Origin of the sequence: uncultured Shewanella sp., assembly GCF_947495455.1 — a bacterium.
Taxonomy (GTDB): Bacteria; Pseudomonadota; Gammaproteobacteria; order Enterobacterales; family Shewanellaceae; genus Shewanella.
In genome coordinates this window covers 1-17,373 of the sequence record NZ_CANLZC010000080.1, presented here as the reverse complement: position 1 = coordinate 17,373, position 17,373 = coordinate 1, and the positions used below count along the sequence as shown (strand labels likewise).

The window sequence follows — 17,373 nt, the reverse complement described above, 5'->3', positions numbered from 1 at the left end:
ACTCCAACAGCCCACAATGTTAAAAATGGCATAGGTTAAAAATAAATAAGCATCATGAATAGTCTACTTAAGCTTGAGATGCTTTTGCGCTAAAAACAAGGCGCAAACACTACGTGATTCAGAAAAATCATTTTCAAGGAGTAAGTCTTGCCAATGTTCAAGTGGCCATTTCACCAACTCAATTGGCTCTGGTTCATCGCCTTCTAACTTGTTTTCATACAAGTCTTCGGCGAGAAATATTTGCATTTTACTGGAAAAATAACTAGGCGCTAAGCTTAACTCCATCAAATGAGTCAGCTTTTTGGCTCCATAACCAATTTCTTCTTGTAATTCTCGATTAGCAGCCTCAATGGCAGTCTCACCGGGATCGATCAAGCCTTTTGAAAAGCCCAATTCATAACTGTCAGTGCCCACGGCATATTCACGACCCAACAAAAATTGCTGATTATTCAGCACAGGCACAACCATGACGGCCCCTCGGCCTTTGCCTTTCATTCTTTCATATTGTCGGCATGCAGCATTGGAGAATTGAAGCTCCACTTGCTCAATATGAAACAAGCGGCTCTTTGCAACCGTGTGAGTACTTAATATCCTTGGTTTCACCTGTTTTTTATTCATCGGGCTTCATGCTCATAATCTATCCTCTATGAACATCATCTTACTACGACCTAGTTGAACCACAACTTTAATTTTAGACAAAATACTCCAGGTATTTATCAAACAGCAAAACGCCCACTCATTCGTAGAATAAGTGGGCGTTTTGTCATCTGTCAGAATTGCAATATTTGTAGAATCAATGGATCACAGTGATCCCTACAATCCTGGAATGGCGCCTTTGTAATTTAGGTTGTAATAACCTTTGCTGTCCTTAGCGCCAAATTGACTCAACATTTTTTTAAGATCGGCAGGTTGATCGGCTGTTTCTTTCATTTTGGCATTAATGGCCACACGATTTTTATCTTGTAGCAATAAAGTGCCCACTAAACCGAGACGATTGTTCTTTTCATCGGTTTTAAGCTGAATATCACCATTAACGCAGCTCAATGCAAAAGAGACATCACCCAAAGGATAATCACCAAATTGATTATTCACTTTGGCTTGGTTAATTATCGCCGTACCCGATAAGCTTTGACACCAAGCTTCGCCTGAGTCAAATTCATTGAGAAAGAGACTCACATCCCCAGCCACTTGGGTTCTAAGGGGTAATTTTTTATTTCCGAGTAAAGTCGGGATTGGCGCTTCAAATCGAAAATCTTTCAAGTACACTCCAGAAAAAGAAGCACGAACCAAACCTTTTGCATTTATCGGTGTATTTCGCTCACCTAGAGCAAAATTCACTTGAGCTTGACCTAACAGTAATCGCCATGGACTCAAATCCCACTTCAAAGTGTCAAGTTGGCGCCCTTCAAAGGTCACATTATTGATACTGCCCGACCACACAGTGCCGGATAAGCCAGATACTGATAAGCCCTTAGGTAAGGTCACAAACTTCATGGCTACACTGGCAGGCAAGGTCGCCATTAAAAAGGCCAGATAGATGAATAAACCAATAATTATTTTCTTCGTTAAACTCACATTAATACCTTACAAAGAGAACTGAATACGACGAACAGAGACATAGCCTGGTTTATCAACCGCGGCAATATCAATGCTATCAAGGGAGAGACCTTTTTCCTGAACAAGGTTGCTCACATAATCCAGTAACGCATTAAAAGGCACATCGTTCATCCAAACTTGGATTTTATTACCTTGAGGCTGCATACGTGTGATCTCAAGCTCATAGTGTGCCGCCATCTGGTTCACAACTGTACTCAAGCTACCTTTAAACTTGCCATTGCCGCTCACTTTCTTCAACCCGGCAATGCGGTTAGCCCTTTGCTTGACATAATTCAACGTCTGCTCTTGAGCCATAAGGTTTCGCTTGGCATCCATTTCAGCATTATCTATGGGTGTCCAACCCCCCCAATAAATAAAACCGACCACTAAAACAACAGCACAAGCCACGACCATTTGCTGCTCACGCAACACGAGTCCTCGCCACCATGTTTTTAAGTTTTCCATGTTATTTCGCCTTTATCGTTAGAGTGCTCGTCACCGCAGACTCAGTACTATTCATCGCTCCAGCATCTAAGCTATAAGATCGCGATACTATGTCTTTAAACTTCTCTATTTGAGCATAGCTTTTGGCTGACACTTGCATTCTTAACTCGTTACGCGCACCATCAAAACGCATAGTAGTAGGCTTTAATTCTTTCACTTGAGAAAAACCACCTTCAATTCCAGCAAGCATAGAAAAGAACTGACTATTGCCTCGACTATTACCTTCTAACCCTTTTAGATAACTATCAATTTGCGTACGCACATTAACAACCCGCGAACTGCCCGGTACCACTTGCTTATAGATTGCCACCGTTTGCGCTTTTAATGCCTGTGTTTTGGTATCCATTTGATAAATATTCAAACCTTTATTCACCAATGCCAACACAAACAAGACGCCAAACAAAATAGCAGTACTGCCCCAAAGTGATAAGTATTTCGCATATTCACGTTTAGGTTTGTATAGACCCGTCAATAAGTCTAATGGCGCAGATGCCAAGCCTTTCGCTAATGTTAGCATAGGTAATTCAAGTGGCTGAGGATGCATTTCTGCTCCATCGAGTGCAAGTTCTGTATACCCAGCCACAGTGAGGGGGTCAGCTTCGTCCTCCTCCTTAGCCTGATCCGTCTCAGCAATCAAATGAGATAACGCCACCGGCAGCCACGCCTTTGATACCGCAACGCCGCTACTCTCACCGGTTCTTAATAAATACTCTTCTTCAAACTGCATTGCAGCCCAATGACATTCTTCTAACGGAAGCGCAAGACAATCAGGCACGATACGTTGAATAGTCAGTTGAGCATCATTGAGCCAAGCTAACCAAGTTTGCATTTGCTCATGAGACACTACCCCAACAGGCAACTGTGAGCCTTGTGCCTTACCCACCACAAAATGTAGGTCATCCACATCTTGTGCAAGGCTTTCCTCTAACATGAAAGGTAAGGCTTTAATGGCTTGCCGCTGATTACCTTCAGGCAAATTCACTGAGGTTAAAGTAATGCTCGAAGCGGGCACTAAAATATCAACGGGTCGATGCCCGGCTCGTTCCGTTAACGTTGATAACTCGTCAACATGGCTCAATTGCCCCGATGCAATGATCTCTTGTGCTTGCTCTGACCAAACTAACCAAAAACAAGGAGCATCGGCAGCCTGCCCTAATCGAATAACTAATCGTTCGCTCACTTTTTATTCTCCGGTTCTTTTGTGAAACTTCCATTTTTTTCTTCTTCACTTAAGAATGAGCTGGAATCTTCTTTCACAGGTAATGCAATTTTCCTATCACCAAACTGACGTGAAATCACGGACAACTTGTCATCCGAGCCTTTCATTAATACGCTTTTTAAGCGAAATATCGCACGATCAACTTTGGCTCCTGCGCGTAATAAAAAATAATCACTATCGATAACAAAACTTGACGCAAGCTCTTCATCTGATGTTTTCAAGCTACTGATCGATGAGTTACTCCAAAAATCATCAATGGAGTCATAACCATTTGCGGGCCTTTGGTTAATAATACCTTCCGCCTCACCAACAGAAATTTTATTTTCAAACATACCGGCCAATAGCGCCGCCTCTTCAACCTTAATGGTATTCACATTCAAGACTTGTTGATCATTGCCAGGAATTGCGCAAACAAAAGGCGCAATTCTCATATAAATATCTTGAGTAAAGCCCATAATGGCCCTTAACTCACTCTTATCAAACAGCAAAGTATTCGCGGCTCGATAAGGCACACTTCTGGACTCATATTCCGCATCTTCAGCGCCGTAAGAACTGGTTGTGGTATCCTCATCTGTATAGTCTTTCAATGTGGCAGCCAGAGTATCTGCCGAAAACTGATCCATTCCCATGGCAACCAATAACCCAGCAAATTGCTGCATAGGTAAACTCGTTTTCGTTTGTCCCGTGCTAGCATCTTCCTCAGTACTAACAGATAATGCATTCACATTAAAGCAAGATCGCATATCTTTAATTTCACCTGCTATCTCGCCCAGTTCTACAGGGAAAACCATATCTGACTGAGCCCAGTATTGCTGAAGATTAACGCTCTCATCATCGTCTTCAAAATCTTGAGCTAATATTTTTTTAGCCAACTCTTCGGCCGATAAGGCATACCAATAAGCTTGATCGTACTGAGTCATATTTATCGTACGCCTAACCGATAATTGATTAAGGCTAGTGATGTTAGTCGCCACAATGGCAATCATCGCAATGATCAATAAGACAACAATGAGCGCCACACCTTGTTGCCTAGCAGCCTTCAATGAGAATTGACGATGAAACATAATCATAAAGGCTAATCCTCTGTGCTCGACGAGTCTGAGCTGCTACTGCTTGAGCTTGAGCTATCTGAAGAACCATCCGATTCAGGCGAAGCATCGACAAGTAAAAATTTTCGTATCACTTTGCCTAAGCCTTCAATTTCAATTTGCATACTAATCGCTTGTGGCAAAGTGCTGGCATCCACTTTTCGTTGCCATTTACCGTCTACAAAAAAAGAATATTCAACGGAGATCACCTTTTTCATGATCACCGTTTTAATGGGTTCAGCCCCCATGATAGGATCAGGATAAGGATAGTACCAACGCTCTAAACTCCCTTCTTTAACGACATAGGCAACTGACTGTAATGTGCCTCTTGGTAACATACCATTAGGATTTAACCAGCCTAAATGGAAAAAAACCATAGCTTCAGATCCAGGGTCGGAATCTAAAACATCACTGCCCGTTTGAAAAACCGTACTGGCTCTGCCCCCTTCAAATGTTCTGGGTGTGCGAGGAACCATCTGCTCAAAGTCCCTAGCAATGATGCCAAAACCTTGCTGTAAGGCTTTTAATTTTGCAGAAAAATCCCGTGTGCTTTCATCATTGAGCATCACAGTATGTAAAACCGTATTGGATGCTAATCCAATCATGGCGAATATCGCAATGGCGATAAGCATTTCAAGCAAGGTAAAACCTTGATTACGATTATTTCGATTCATCTGAGCCACTGCTGTCACTTGCATCATTAAAGACATAAGTACTCACTTCTGCGATAGTGCGTTTGAAATTATCATTATCACTGACACTTACCTTCACCAATCGAAAATTATCATCATCGGTTTTAATGACTTGCTGACGCCAATACCAATCTTTTCCCGCTAATTGCGTTTGCCCATCGGTGCGCCCCACATCAGGAAACGTCGGACTTAGCCTCATATCAACCAATTGATTGTCTACTACCCACTGAGCAAGTGTTCGCTCTTCTAAAATGGGCATATTACTGATCAGTTCACTAAGACTCTTTGTAATAGCAATGGCCGCAATGGAAAACACGGCTAAAGCCACAATGACTTCAAGTAATGTCATTCCCTTCATTTTACTGGGCACTGACTGACCTATTCTCATCATGTTCTCCCAGTAAAATAATAACGAAACAAAACAAGGTTAGTCCTCACTGCCACTAACCTAGGCCACTGGTGCCAGTTAGCAATACACCAGTTAGCAATACAAGGGAACAATGAGCAAAAGTTATTTGTCATCATCGTTCCGACTTAACCTAAGGCGACCTAAGGGATCACCAATGACTTTAACATCGATATACTGATTTGAATCATTTCGACCAGCAAATGTCAATTCAAACGCTGACATTTCACCGCTGGGAAAAAGCAAAATTTGTGGATCAGGAAATTTTTTCTTTTCTTCATCCGTTTTTTCAATGAACGGACCATCGTCAGTAAATGAACTGGATTTTTCCTCATCCTCTTGCACTAAAGGAAGCCCTTCAACAACCAAGGACATGTCCACACCTGAGGGCATCTCGCGCTCACTCAATAATCGATCATTCTTTAAAGGCTGCCATTTACCTTCGTCATAGATCACAAACTGGTAATGATCGGGCTCCACGACAATACCCACAAAATCGCCACTCATTACCGTTTCATCTAGCACTAAATCAACCGATTGCATAAATTGTTGCGCCGTTTTTTCTAGAGCGCTGTCTTTACCTGCCCCCCCCATGCTCAGGGTCACCGCCGCCGCGGCAAGCCCCATCAGCAACACAACCAGCAGCACCTCCATTAAGGTGAAGCCTTTTTGGCGCAACCTAGTCATCTTATTGATACTGCTGTAAATTCCAGTTACCAATATCATCTTCCGTACCCGCCTGGCCATCAGGACCTGCACTAAAGACATCAATTTTTCCATGCTCGCCTGGACTCAACAACATGTAATCATTACGCCATGGATCTTGCGGTAAACGCTTTAAATACCCACCTGAACGATAATTACGAGGCTCAGGTGAAATCGTCGGCTTTTGTACTAAAGCTTCCAAACCTTGCTCTGTAGTCGGATACACACTGTTATCTAGCTTATACATATCTAACGCATTTTCTAGAGCAACAATATCAGATACGGCTTTTTGCTGATCCGCTTTATCTTTGTTTCCCATCAAATTAGGAACAACCATAGAAGCAAGGATCCCCAAGATCACGATAACCACCATGACCTCTAAAAGGGTAAAACCTTTTTGCTTATTTTGTTTTTGCATGAACAACTTCCTCAAAAATTGTGCGATTAACGTCTCACCATTAATCACTTACTTAATTTAACTTATTGGCTCACCATGTTGTTGAGCTCTAAAATAGGTTGCAAAATAGCCAAAACAATAAACAAGACTATCACGGCCATACTCACAACCAGCACAGGCTCAAAAACACCTAAGGCAAGATTCACATTAGATTCAAACTCTCTATCTTGTGTATCGGCAGCCCGCTCTAACATATTCTCAAGCTCACCACTTTTTTCACCCGATGCGATCATATAGAGCATCATAGGTGGAAAAAGTTTCGTATTACCGAGTGCGGTTCCCAATCCCGTTCCTTCGCGTACCCGCGCTGTGGCCTCTTCAACTGCCTGCTTGACCCTCACATTGATCAATACGTCACTGGCAATGCGCATGGCATCCAATAAAGGCACCGAACTGGCCGTCAAAATACTCAATGTTCTTGCAAAACGCGCCGTATTGAGACTCTTACTCACCTTGCTCACAACGGGTAATCGCAATAACCAAGAGTCGTATATCATACGATTTTTGTCATTGCGTAATAACCTTTTTGCGATCACCAGAAAACCTATCAGCCCCCCTAATACTAACAGGCCGTAGTCACGAATAAAATCAGAGGATGAAATCAGCAGCTCCGTCGTCCAAGGTAATGCTTGTCCCATATGTTGAAACTGCCCCACGACTTGTGGCACCACAGCAGCCAATAAAATCGAAATAACGCCAATGGCTACAACCGTTAACACCACAGGATAAATCATGGCTTGCATCATTTTATTCTTCAGTTGCTGGCGACGTTCGGTATAATCCGCTAAGCGATTCAATACCACATCCAAGTGACCCGATTTTTCACCTGACGCCACCATGGCACGGTACAGATCATCAAAAATATGGGAAAACTCTGCCAGAGAATCGGCAAAAGTATAGCCTTCCACTACGCGAGAACGCACCGCCATCACCATACTGGCTAGCCTGTCTTTTTCACATTGTTGGCCAACCGCTTTTAACGCTTCTTCAATGGGCAGTCCCGCCGCAACTAACGTTGATATTTGCCGAGTGATCAAAGCTAATTCAGCCACTGGGATCCCTCGTTTAAATAAGGTTACCCCCTTTGATTTTTGCTTGGCTTCCTTTTCAGCAACGGCTGTGATCTCTAATGGCATCAAGCGTAATTCACGTAAGAGTGAACGGGCATGCTTAGGAGTATCGGCTTCTACCACCCCTTTTTGCTGTTTGCCCTTACTATCTAGTGCCTTATATTCAAATGCTGGCATTGATTACTCCTCGCGCGTGACACGTAACACTTCTTCAAGTGTGGTTTTACCTTCAAGGACTTTTCGCATGCCATCCATACGAATACTAGGTACCGTTTTACGAATGTGTTTTTCAATAGCCAGCTCACCGCGGCCATCATGAATAAGCCCACGCACATGATCGTCAACCGTCAATAACTCATGAATACCGGTTCGCCCTCGATACCCATTATGACCACAAGCTTTACAGCCTGTCGCTCTAAAAATGGTTTGTGTCTCGCTGATCTCAATACCCAATAATTGACGTTCTCGCTCATCGGGTAGGTGCTCTTCTTTACACTCACTGCACAAAGTACGGATCAACCTTTGCGCCAATACGCCTAATAAACTGGATGATACCAGAAAAGGCTCCACCCCCATATCTTGTAAACGGGTAATGGCGCCTGCTGCCGTATTGGTATGCAAGGTTGAAATCACCATATGCCCCGTCAGTGAGGCTTGCACCGCTATTTGCGCCGTTTCTAAATCACGAATTTCCCCGATCATAACCACATCGGGATCTTGACGCAAAATCGCTCTTAAGCCACGAGCAAAAGTCATATCGACTTTAGTATTCACTTGTGTTTGCCCAATGCCTTCTAACTCATATTCGATGGGATCTTCGACGGTTAAAATGTTAGTGTCGACAGAATTAATGTCCGTCAACCCCGCATAAAGCGTGGTACTTTTTCCCGATCCGGTTGGTCCCGTCACCAGAATAATACCGTGAGGACGCCTGATCAAATCATCAAAATGCACGCGAACATTTTCTGTCATGCCTAACTGGACTAAGTTTAAATTGCCCGCATTTTTATCCAGTAAACGCAGCACCACACGTTCACCGTGACTCGAGGGCATAGTGGATACCCGCACGTCCACTGCGCGGCCACCAATACGCAAAGAGATACGACCATCTTGGGGCACACGCTTCTCAGCAATATCAAGGCGTGCCATGACCTTAATACGCGACACCAACAAGGACGATAGTTTACGATTAGGCTTGAGCACTTCCTTTAAGACACCATCTACCCTAAATCGAACAATTAACTGTTTTTCATAGGTTTCAATATGGATATCTGAAGCTTCTTCTTTGATCGCCTCAGACAAGAGGGCATTGATCAATTTAATGATAGGGGCGTCATCGTCCCCCTCAAGCAAGTCTTCGGTTTGCGGTAGCTCCTCGGCTAAGGTAAACAAGTCCATCTCATTACCAATATCTTCCATCATTTGCTGCGCTTCTGATGAATTGGTCTGATAAGCCTGAGTTAATTTGGCTTCAAACTCGCTGTCTTCCAGCAAAGTCAGGGGAAGATCTTTCCCCACATAACGTCTCGCTTCCAATAATGCCTCAAAGGGCGTCGACGCGACATGGTATAAGGTTAATTCCCCCTCTTCCGCTTTATCTAATACCAAACTAAAACGATTAGCAAAAGCAAAAGATAACCGCTCTTTATTTTCAGCATAAAGCACTTCATCGACTTCGGTCTCAACCGACATTTCAAGCTCATTTGTCGCCTGCATTAACTCTTCAGTTTGCATTACTTCCACCTGATCCACTTTGCTCAGCATCAACTGCTTCTTGAGCCGCTTTTATTCTTGCCTCAGCTTCAGCGGCCGCCTCTTGCTTATCTTTCTCTTTGTTCTCGGTAATGGTCTTTAAGGTCGAATTCGTCTCACGCATACGAGTATCTAGCCCTTGACCTTGTTTATAACGCTCTAATATTTCATTGACCTCAGGGCCAACATGCTCACTCATACTCCATTCAGGCAACACTGGCACATTACTGTTTGGCATTAAGTTAATGCCTTTATCATCTTGCTCTAACTGCAAGGCTCTAAAGTAATTGTACTTACGCCCAGAGATCCCTTGCATTGTCATGCCATCACGAATAATGGTCGGCTTGATAAACACCATCAAGTTCTTCTTGGTTTTCTTACTTGATGAAGATCTAAATAATTGTCCAAGCCAAGGAATATCCCCTAAGAAAGGCACTTTTTGCACACTTTCTTGAACTTCTTCGTTAATTAACCCTCCCAAGACAACAATTTCACCGGAATCCGCCATGACAGTGGTGGTTAAACGCCGCGTTGAAAAGGTGACATCCACACTGGTCGTGCCGTTCACGCCAGACACTTCTTGCTCGATAATGAGTTTCACCGAAGTGCCTTCATTCACTAATGGCGTCACTTTGAGTTTGACACCCACCTCTTTACGCTCAACGGACTGAAACGGATTACTGTTATCAGAACTCGCAGTAGAGCCAGTTATCACAGGCACTTCATCACCGACTATAAATGACGCCTCTTGGTTATCAAGGGTGGTAATTGAAGGGGTCGCCAGCACATTAGATGTCGTATCACTGGACACCGCTTGTACCAAAGCACCAAAATCCCCTGCCGCCAAGCCCCATGCCATGCCATTGACTTTGGCTAACGCTGTCGCTAACGTAGTGATATCACCTAGAGTATCTTCATTGGTCGTACATGTTGTGGTGCCATCAGCAGTAGAACAGGTATTGGTCGCTGCAACAGGCTGCGCATCCCACACACCGGCACCTATTTCCCCTATGGTTGGGCCTATGTTATTAAACTGGGTACCTCCACCCAAGGCGCTGGCCATTTGTATACCAAAGCCCACATTATCCCCTTCGGCAACCTCAACAATGATGGCCTCGACCAGCACTTGTGCACGGCGAATATCCAGCTGATCGATCACATTCTCAAGTGTTCGCATTTGATCAGGCTCAGCACTGATCACCAATGCGTTCGTATCAGTGTGAGCCATGATGTTAATATCATTACGGCGCTGGCTGCTGCCCGCACTGGATTTAGTTTTAGACTTTTCGTCGGCCAATTTTTGCGCAAAGCCCGTTAAGACTTCCACCAGATCTTCCGCCTTGGCATAGCGCAAATAACGCACTTTAATATTACCGGTTGTCGCTTGATCCGCATCTAATTGTCTAATCAAGGCCACTACGCGTTCACGGCTTTTTTCATCGCCACTGACCACAATCGAATTTAAACGCTCATCCGCAACCACTTTAGGCGCTTGACCAGGTAATTGCGCCTGATTACCTGTTGTGCGATATAAACTCTCAATAATCCGCACCATTTCACTGGCTGAAGCAAATTTTAAATTCACTACTTCAACCGTTGTATCACCTTGTTTATCGACACGGTGCACGATATCTACAAGTTTATTCACAACAGCGGCACGACCCGTAATCATCAATACATTCGACTGGTCGTAATTAACCACATTACCGCCACCGGCATTATCATTCAGCTGGCGTAACAAGGGCGCCAATAATTTCGCCTCAGTATTATATAAAGGCACCACTCGAGTCACCATCTCATCGCCCATTCCCGGCGATGCATCATCAGCAACCCTAATCGCGGCGGTTTTAGCATCTTTATCTTTGATGACTTTAATTATATTGTTTTCAACTTGAACGGCGGCATAACCATACACCTGCAATACATTCAAGAAAAATTGATAATACTGCTCTTCGTCCAGTAAGTCATAACTGCGAACATTAATTTTTCCGCGCACAGTAGGATCAACAATAATGGTTTTATTCAGGTTCTTGCCAACAATATTGATAAACTCTTCAATATCTGCGCCTTTAAAATTTGCTGCAAATTGTTCAGACCACGCAAGCGATGGTGTTAACAATGCTGCACCCATAACCAGCCCAGCGACTAAGCTTCGCTTAATATTCATCTTATTTATCATCGACCTTCCCCTGAAAATCTTTCTAAGCGAGCGTTCAAAATACCTTGTCAAATGACCAAAAAGCACCAAAAAAATGCTTACACTTTCCATTTGAACGCACAAAAATGTGTTATCTTTTAATACAAGTGTTATCTATTATAATCTTCATTAATCGAGCATGAAATATTGTTTACTCTTTAAAATTGATCTCTTTTTTATTGGGGTAGACTAAACATAATCTCAATTAATTGCCCATTTCTCTCTACCATTAAAGACATTTCCGTTAATTCTGGCAAAGAGGACATGACTTCTAGTGCTTGCCCCATATCGGTTAGATCATAACCATTGATCGACTTCGCTAAATCATTGGGTTTCAATCCAGATTCTTTAAATAAAGCCCGATCTTTTCCAGGATTGAGACGATAACCTTGAAGCTCCCCTCCTTTTCTAACGGGTGAGATAGATAAATAGTCAGTGATCTTTCCAGGATCGGAAACTAACTCATCTCGAGATGTTTTCAACTTTTGAGAAACCGCCCTATTCGTCCTATGATCAATTTTTCGAACATCATTGCTGGTTTTCGCTTTTTGTAGCTGTTTATTCGCTTGCCCTTGCGCTTCATACTTTAAACCATCAAGCATCAAAGTTTCATAGCGACCATTATTCGTAATAATGATGCGATCGGCATAAACCTCTTTAAGAGAAGCTGATGTCCCTTTAATTTTATCTCCCAAACTGTAGGTCTCTTGCCCACCACTTGAGGCGATAACCGCTAAGCCTTGCTGCTCTTTTGTTGAAGCGACTACCCCCGTCAATTGAATCGATAAGCTTGTTTTAGGTGCATCCGTTATCTGCTCAACAACATTTTCTTTTGGTTTATCTTTCGCCTCAGCTTTATATTGACCAAATAATGATAAATTCTCAATATCTTTAACATTAACTTTACCTGCACGACTGATCTCCACAGGAATAGGTTGCCACTTGACCGCCGAGCTTGTGCTGGGTACCATTTTCCACGTAATTTGTGCCAGCAAAGACAAGCTCAATAACATGCCAGACCAAAAAATGATATTATTAAGTGGCCGTTGAGGTATCTTCGCTACTTTTGTAAAAATCGTATCTAGTAAATCCATAATTAATTGGACCCTCTCTCTTATTAATTGGCCTCGGCTCTGTTTACGTTAATTTAGCAACTAATCCACCATGCTAACCTAGACAGTAAACAGCAACAAGCCCATAACTCGAGCAATATTGGCGGAAAACGTTCAAATATGCTACCTTGACAGTCTTAATACAGGTGCAAAAAACATTTAAAATGCTGACATTTTAAACACCCAATACTATACGCCGTCAGCTAAATCATTATTTCCCCTTATTTTACATGACTTTAAATACATTTTGATACCTTATGTTAGAAATAAATAAAAAAGAATGCCAAGTTCGCTTAGATAAATGGCTTTGGGCTGCTCGATTTTATAAAACCAGAGCCATAGCTAAAGACATGATCAATGGCGGCAAAGTTCATTACAACGGCCAACGAACCAAGTCTAGCAAAATGGTGGAAATTGGAGCAAAAATTAAATTAAGACAAGGTTTTGACGAAAAAGAAGTTATTGTCGTTCAACTCTCTGAAAATCGACAAAAAGCTGCCATCGCTCAAACCTTGTATACAGAAACACCAGAGAGCACAGCTAAACGTAAAACCTATGCGGAAGCAAGAAGATTAAATATTCTTAACAACCCAGCCCCCGCACAAAAGCCAGATAAAAAACAGCGTCGCCAACTGATACGTTTTAAAGAAAGTTAATTGATAAAGAAAAGAGATTGTAGAATGAATAAAGATACATTACATCGCTATCTATTTGAGAATGTGGATGTTAGAGGTCAAATAGTACAACTTGAAGAAAGTTACCAAGCGATCTTAGCCGCACACCCTTACCCTGTAGCCATTCAAAATCTACTAGGGCAATTAATGTCGGCCACATCATTATTAACTTCTACGCTAAAATTTGAAGGCGACATTAGTGTTCAACTTCAAGGCAATGGCCCTGTTTCATTAGCTGTCATCAATGGTGATGATAAGCAAGAGTTAAGAGGTGTGGCTCGGTTCGATAAAGCGCTTCCTGATAGTGACGATTTACAACAACTTTTTGGTCAAGGGCACATGGTAATTACCCTCACTCCCAAAGAAGGTGAGCGCTATCAAGGTGTCGTGGCATTGAACAAACCTACGTTAAGCCAATGTCTCGAAGAATATTTCTCCCAGTCTGAACAATTACCCACCAAAGCGTGGCTGTTTGCCAATGGGAAAAATGCCGCAGGTATGTTGTTACAAGTTCTTCCCAGCGAAACAGAGCAAAATGATGCCTTTGAGCATCTAAGCATGATAACCGATACGATTAAAGCAAATGAGCTCTTCTCACTCGATACTCAAACGATTTTACATCGTTTATATCACGAAGAAGACATTAGGCTCTTTGAGCCCATGAGGGTGAGCTTTAATTGCCGCTGTTCTAAAGAGAGAAGCGCAAAGGCTATTCGTAGCATTGCTAAAAGTGAAATTGATGACATTCTCAAAGAACAAGGCAAAATTGAGCTAGGATGCGAATATTGCAACACGCAATACATATTTGACAGCATTGATGTTGAAGGTATCTTTTCTGATAGTCAATATACTGAAAATAAACAGTAAAAAATAATCCCATTGAAATAAAAGGCATATTCATTGTGCCTTTTATCACCTTTTTGCAATTTCTGCTCACCTATTACCCATCGCCTAAGTTACAATCAATTTTGACCATAAACTGACAACAAAGATCAGTATATTCTTGTATCACAAACGGAGATGAACCCTATGGCGGACGGAATCAACCGCAAACACCTTAACCTCTCAACACAAGCACTCATTGATTTAGCACTCAAACGCGATGAAGGAGAGCTCACATCAACAGGCGCGATTATCGCTAAAACAGGCTCACGTACAGGCCGCTCTCCTAACGATAGGTTCATTGTCAAAGAGCCCTCTACCGAACATGATATTGATTGGGGAAAAGTCAATCGCCCCTTTGATGCAAAAGCCTTTGAAGCTCTCTGGAAAAGAGTCGAATCCTATTTAAGTGACAAAGAAGTGTTTGTGTCTGACTTAGAAGTCGGCGCTGATCCTTCTCATTATCAGCCCATTAAAGTCACCACCGAATATGCTTGGCATCAACTCTTTGCACGTAATCTCTTCATTGTGCCTGATCAGTTCAATGCGCAAAACAAACCCGTTTGGGAAATTATAAATGCCCCTGGTTTCACATGCGACCCTAAAAGAGATAAAACACATTCAAATGCCGTTGTCATCATTAATTTTGCAGAGCGAAAAATATTACTCGCAGGTTTGAAATATGCCGGTGAAATGAAAAAATCCATGTTTTCGGTGCAAAATTTTCTACTTACAGAACACAAGATCTTACCCATGCACTGCTCGGCAAATGTGGGACATCAGGGAGATACTACTTTATTTTTTGGATTATCAGGCACAGGCAAAACAACGCTATCAGCCGATCCTAAGCGATTACTGATTGGTGATGATGAACATGGCTGGGGCACTGAAGGTGTCTTTAATATCGAAGGCGGTTGCTATGCAAAATGCATCAATTTAAGCCAAAAAAATGAACCTGTTATTTGGAATGCGATCCGTCACGGCGCCGTACTTGAAAACGTGGTACTGGATGAAAACAAAACCCCCAATTATCACGACAGTAGCCTAACCGAAAACACTCGTGTTGCGTACCCACTTGAGCATGTTGAGCAACGAAAATTAGAAAACAGAGGCAACGAGCCCCATGCCGTGGTTTTTCTAACCTGTGATGTCTCAGGCGTGTTACCCCCAGTATCTAAGCTAACAAAAGCACAAGCTGCCTATCATTTTCTTTCCGGCTACACCGCCAAAGTCGGCTCAACTGAAATGGGATCGACCTCTGCAATACAATCGACATTTTCAACCTGTTTTGGTGCGCCATTCTTTCCTAGACCTGCCAGTGTTTATGCCGAGTTATTAATGGAAAGAATAGAATCATTTGGTAGCCAAGTTTACCTTGTTAACACAGGTTGGACAGGCGGTCCTCATGGTGTAGGTCAACGTTTCGACATTCCAACCACCAGAGCCATTATTGATGCCATTGTCAGTGGTGAGCTTAAAGAAACTGAAACTCAGCACTTAAAAAAATTGAATTTGCACATCCCCTTGTCAGTGCCAGGTGTTGACAAACAATTATTAAATCCTATCGAAACTTGGAAAGACAAGGCACAATATGCAGAATTTGAACATGCTTTAGCCGTTAATTTTCAGAATAACTTTAAACAATATCAAGTATCAGAAGAAATACGCAATGCGGGACCTAATCTATGAGTCACTCCCATTAAACTTTACAACAGAATAACTTAGCACAGACGCTATACAGAAATAAGGGAGATTAGCTTTTGATAATAAGATTTCAAAAGCTAATTTCTCATACAATCATTTGTTTTGTCGTATTTCAATATCATCCCATTGAAAATTAGCATATGAGAATAGGGAATTTTATTTCATCAACAAGAATGTGAGCATATATGAAACAACTTCTAAGACTCATTTTATCAATGGGCACAGCACTCTTTTTAACACCTTCAAGCTTTGCACAAGAACCCATCAGTATTATTGAACCTGTTCAAATTCACGATTCAAATAAAGTTAAACTAGGGAAAATGTTATATTTTGATCCCAGATTATCAAAATCAGGCTATATCTCCTGTAATTCTTGCCATAACTTAGCCACTGCAGGTGTCGATTCTTTAGCAACATCTATCGGTGATCAATGGCAACAAGGTCCAATCAACTCTCCCACGGTTCTCAACTCCCGCTATAACATTGCGCAATTCTGGGATGGACGAGCCAAAGATCTAAAAGAGCAAGCTGGAGGGCCCATCTCCAATCCAAAAGAAATGGGATCAAGCCATTCACTGGCGGTCACAACCATTGCTTCGATTCCAGAATATCAAGCGTTATTTGCAAAAATATTTAACGATAAAACCATTAATATTGACTCTATCACAGATGCCATTGCGACTTTTGAAGAAACTCTGGTAACGCCCAATAGCCCATTTGATCAATATTTACTGGGTAACCAAAAAGCGATATCCACTGATGCCGCTAATGGCTATCGTATATTTAAAGAAGTAGGCTGCATTAATTGCCATAATGGCCCTGCTGTAGGCAACAATATGTACATGAAAATGGGGCTTGTTAAACCCTTCAATACCAGTAATCCGGCCATTGGACGCCAAGCATTAACGGGAAAAGTCAGCGATAGAAATGTCTTTAAAGTTCCCACCTTAAGAAATATTGCACTCACCTACCCCTATTTTCATGATGGTAGTGTTTGGACATTAGAAGAGGCCGTTACTGTCATGGCAGATATTCAATTAGGTAAAAAGCTCTCTCAAAAAGACACGGACGATGTGGTTAAATTTTTAGAAACGCTCACAGGTGACCAACCCCAAATCACCTTACCCATTTTACCTCCATCAAATAAGGACACTCCAAGACCCACTCCTTTCATTTTGTAATGACTAAAGAGACACTGCTCACTGAGTGTCTCTAAATAAATTCAACTCACATAGGGTCTAATACTGGTCAGTTAAGAGCTAATATAATTTTAGGGAGTAAGTTCTTGGCCTATGTTTGACCTCCCTTCGATTGG

General features: G+C 42.3%; 17 protein-coding genes. 4 read left to right on the top strand and 13 right to left on the bottom strand.

Annotated features, from left to right (window positions below; genetic code table 11):
* Positions 1–63: 63 nt before the first annotated feature.
* From nudE to gspC, 13 genes are all read right to left on the bottom strand, one after another.
* Positions 64–618: an ADP compounds hydrolase NudE gene (gene nudE, locus Q0791_RS18010; RefSeq protein WP_299009381.1), complete on the bottom strand. Its 555-nt coding sequence runs from the start codon at positions 616–618 to the stop codon at positions 64–66.
* Positions 619–813: 195 nt separating this feature from the next.
* Entirely contained in the window at positions 814–1,575 is a 762-nt protein-coding gene (locus Q0791_RS18005) for a type II secretion system protein N (RefSeq protein ID WP_299009378.1), read from the bottom strand.
* A 9-nt stretch (positions 1,576–1,584) separates the two neighbouring features.
* Entirely contained in the window at positions 1,585–2,061 is a 477-nt protein-coding gene (locus Q0791_RS18000; protein WP_299009375.1) for a type II secretion system protein M, read from the bottom strand.
* Between the two features lies 1 nt (position 2,062).
* Positions 2,063–3,280: a type II secretion system protein GspL gene (gene gspL, locus Q0791_RS17995; protein WP_299009373.1), complete on the bottom strand. Its 1,218-nt coding sequence runs from the start codon at positions 3,278–3,280 to the stop codon at positions 2,063–2,065.
* Positions 3,277–4,389, bottom strand: a complete 1,113-nt coding sequence (gene gspK, locus Q0791_RS17990) for a type II secretion system minor pseudopilin GspK (protein ID WP_299009370.1) — start codon at positions 4,387–4,389, stop codon at positions 3,277–3,279. Before gspK ends, gspL begins: the two co-directional genes overlap by 4 nt.
* A gap of 5 nt (positions 4,390–4,394) precedes the next feature.
* The gene (gspJ, locus tag Q0791_RS17985; protein WP_299009367.1) at positions 4,395–5,117 is read right to left on the bottom strand and encodes a type II secretion system minor pseudopilin GspJ; all 723 of its coding nucleotides are present in this window, start codon (positions 5,115–5,117) and stop codon (positions 4,395–4,397) included.
* On the bottom strand, positions 5,068–5,490 hold the full coding sequence (gspI, locus tag Q0791_RS17980) for a type II secretion system minor pseudopilin GspI (RefSeq protein WP_299009364.1): 423 nt from the start codon (positions 5,488–5,490) through the stop codon (positions 5,068–5,070). Before gspI ends, gspJ begins: the two co-directional genes overlap by 50 nt.
* Positions 5,491–5,610: 120 nt before the next feature.
* Entirely contained in the window at positions 5,611–6,192 is a 582-nt protein-coding gene (gene gspH / locus Q0791_RS17975; RefSeq protein WP_299009361.1) for a type II secretion system minor pseudopilin GspH, read from the bottom strand.
* Position 6,193: 1 nt separating this feature from the next.
* Positions 6,194–6,628: a type II secretion system major pseudopilin GspG gene (gene gspG, locus Q0791_RS17970; protein WP_299009358.1), complete on the bottom strand. Its 435-nt coding sequence runs from the start codon at positions 6,626–6,628 to the stop codon at positions 6,194–6,196.
* 62 nt (positions 6,629–6,690) lie between these two features.
* Positions 6,691–7,914, bottom strand: coding sequence for a type II secretion system inner membrane protein GspF (gene gspF / locus Q0791_RS17965; protein WP_299009355.1), 1,224 nt, complete (start codon positions 7,912–7,914; stop codon positions 6,691–6,693).
* Positions 7,915–7,917: 3 nt separating this feature from the next.
* Positions 7,918–9,489 (bottom strand): type II secretion system ATPase GspE, encoded by a 1,572-nt coding sequence (gene gspE / locus Q0791_RS17960; RefSeq protein WP_299009406.1) that lies wholly within the window; start codon positions 9,487–9,489, stop codon positions 7,918–7,920.
* Entirely contained in the window at positions 9,461–11,665 is a 2,205-nt protein-coding gene (gene gspD / locus Q0791_RS17955) for a type II secretion system secretin GspD (protein WP_299009404.1), read from the bottom strand. Before gspD ends, gspE begins: the two co-directional genes overlap by 29 nt.
* 197 nt (positions 11,666–11,862) lie before the next feature.
* Positions 11,863–12,780 (bottom strand): type II secretion system protein GspC, encoded by a 918-nt coding sequence (gene gspC / locus Q0791_RS17950; RefSeq protein ID WP_299009353.1) that lies wholly within the window; start codon positions 12,778–12,780, stop codon positions 11,863–11,865.
* 275 nt (positions 12,781–13,055) lie between these two features.
* Between gspC and hslR the strand changes: the two genes are divergently transcribed.
* The 4 genes from hslR (at position 13,056) to Q0791_RS17930 (ending at position 17,239) form a co-directional block, all read left to right on the top strand.
* On the top strand, positions 13,056–13,454 hold the full coding sequence (gene hslR / locus Q0791_RS17945) for a ribosome-associated heat shock protein Hsp15 (RefSeq protein WP_299009350.1): 399 nt from the start codon (positions 13,056–13,058) through the stop codon (positions 13,452–13,454).
* A gap of 24 nt (positions 13,455–13,478) precedes the next feature.
* Positions 13,479–14,339 carry an Hsp33 family molecular chaperone HslO gene (gene hslO, locus Q0791_RS17940; RefSeq protein ID WP_299009347.1) on the top strand — a complete coding sequence of 287 codons (861 nt, stop codon included), beginning with the start codon at positions 13,479–13,481 and terminating at the stop codon, positions 14,337–14,339.
* A gap of 162 nt (positions 14,340–14,501) precedes the next feature.
* On the top strand, positions 14,502–16,043 hold the full coding sequence (locus Q0791_RS17935) for a phosphoenolpyruvate carboxykinase (RefSeq protein WP_299009345.1): 1,542 nt from the start codon (positions 14,502–14,504) through the stop codon (positions 16,041–16,043).
* Between the two features lie 200 nt (positions 16,044–16,243).
* Positions 16,244–17,239, top strand: a complete 996-nt coding sequence (locus tag Q0791_RS17930) for a cytochrome-c peroxidase (RefSeq protein ID WP_299009342.1) — start codon at positions 16,244–16,246, stop codon at positions 17,237–17,239.
* Positions 17,240–17,373 lie beyond the last annotated feature (134 nt).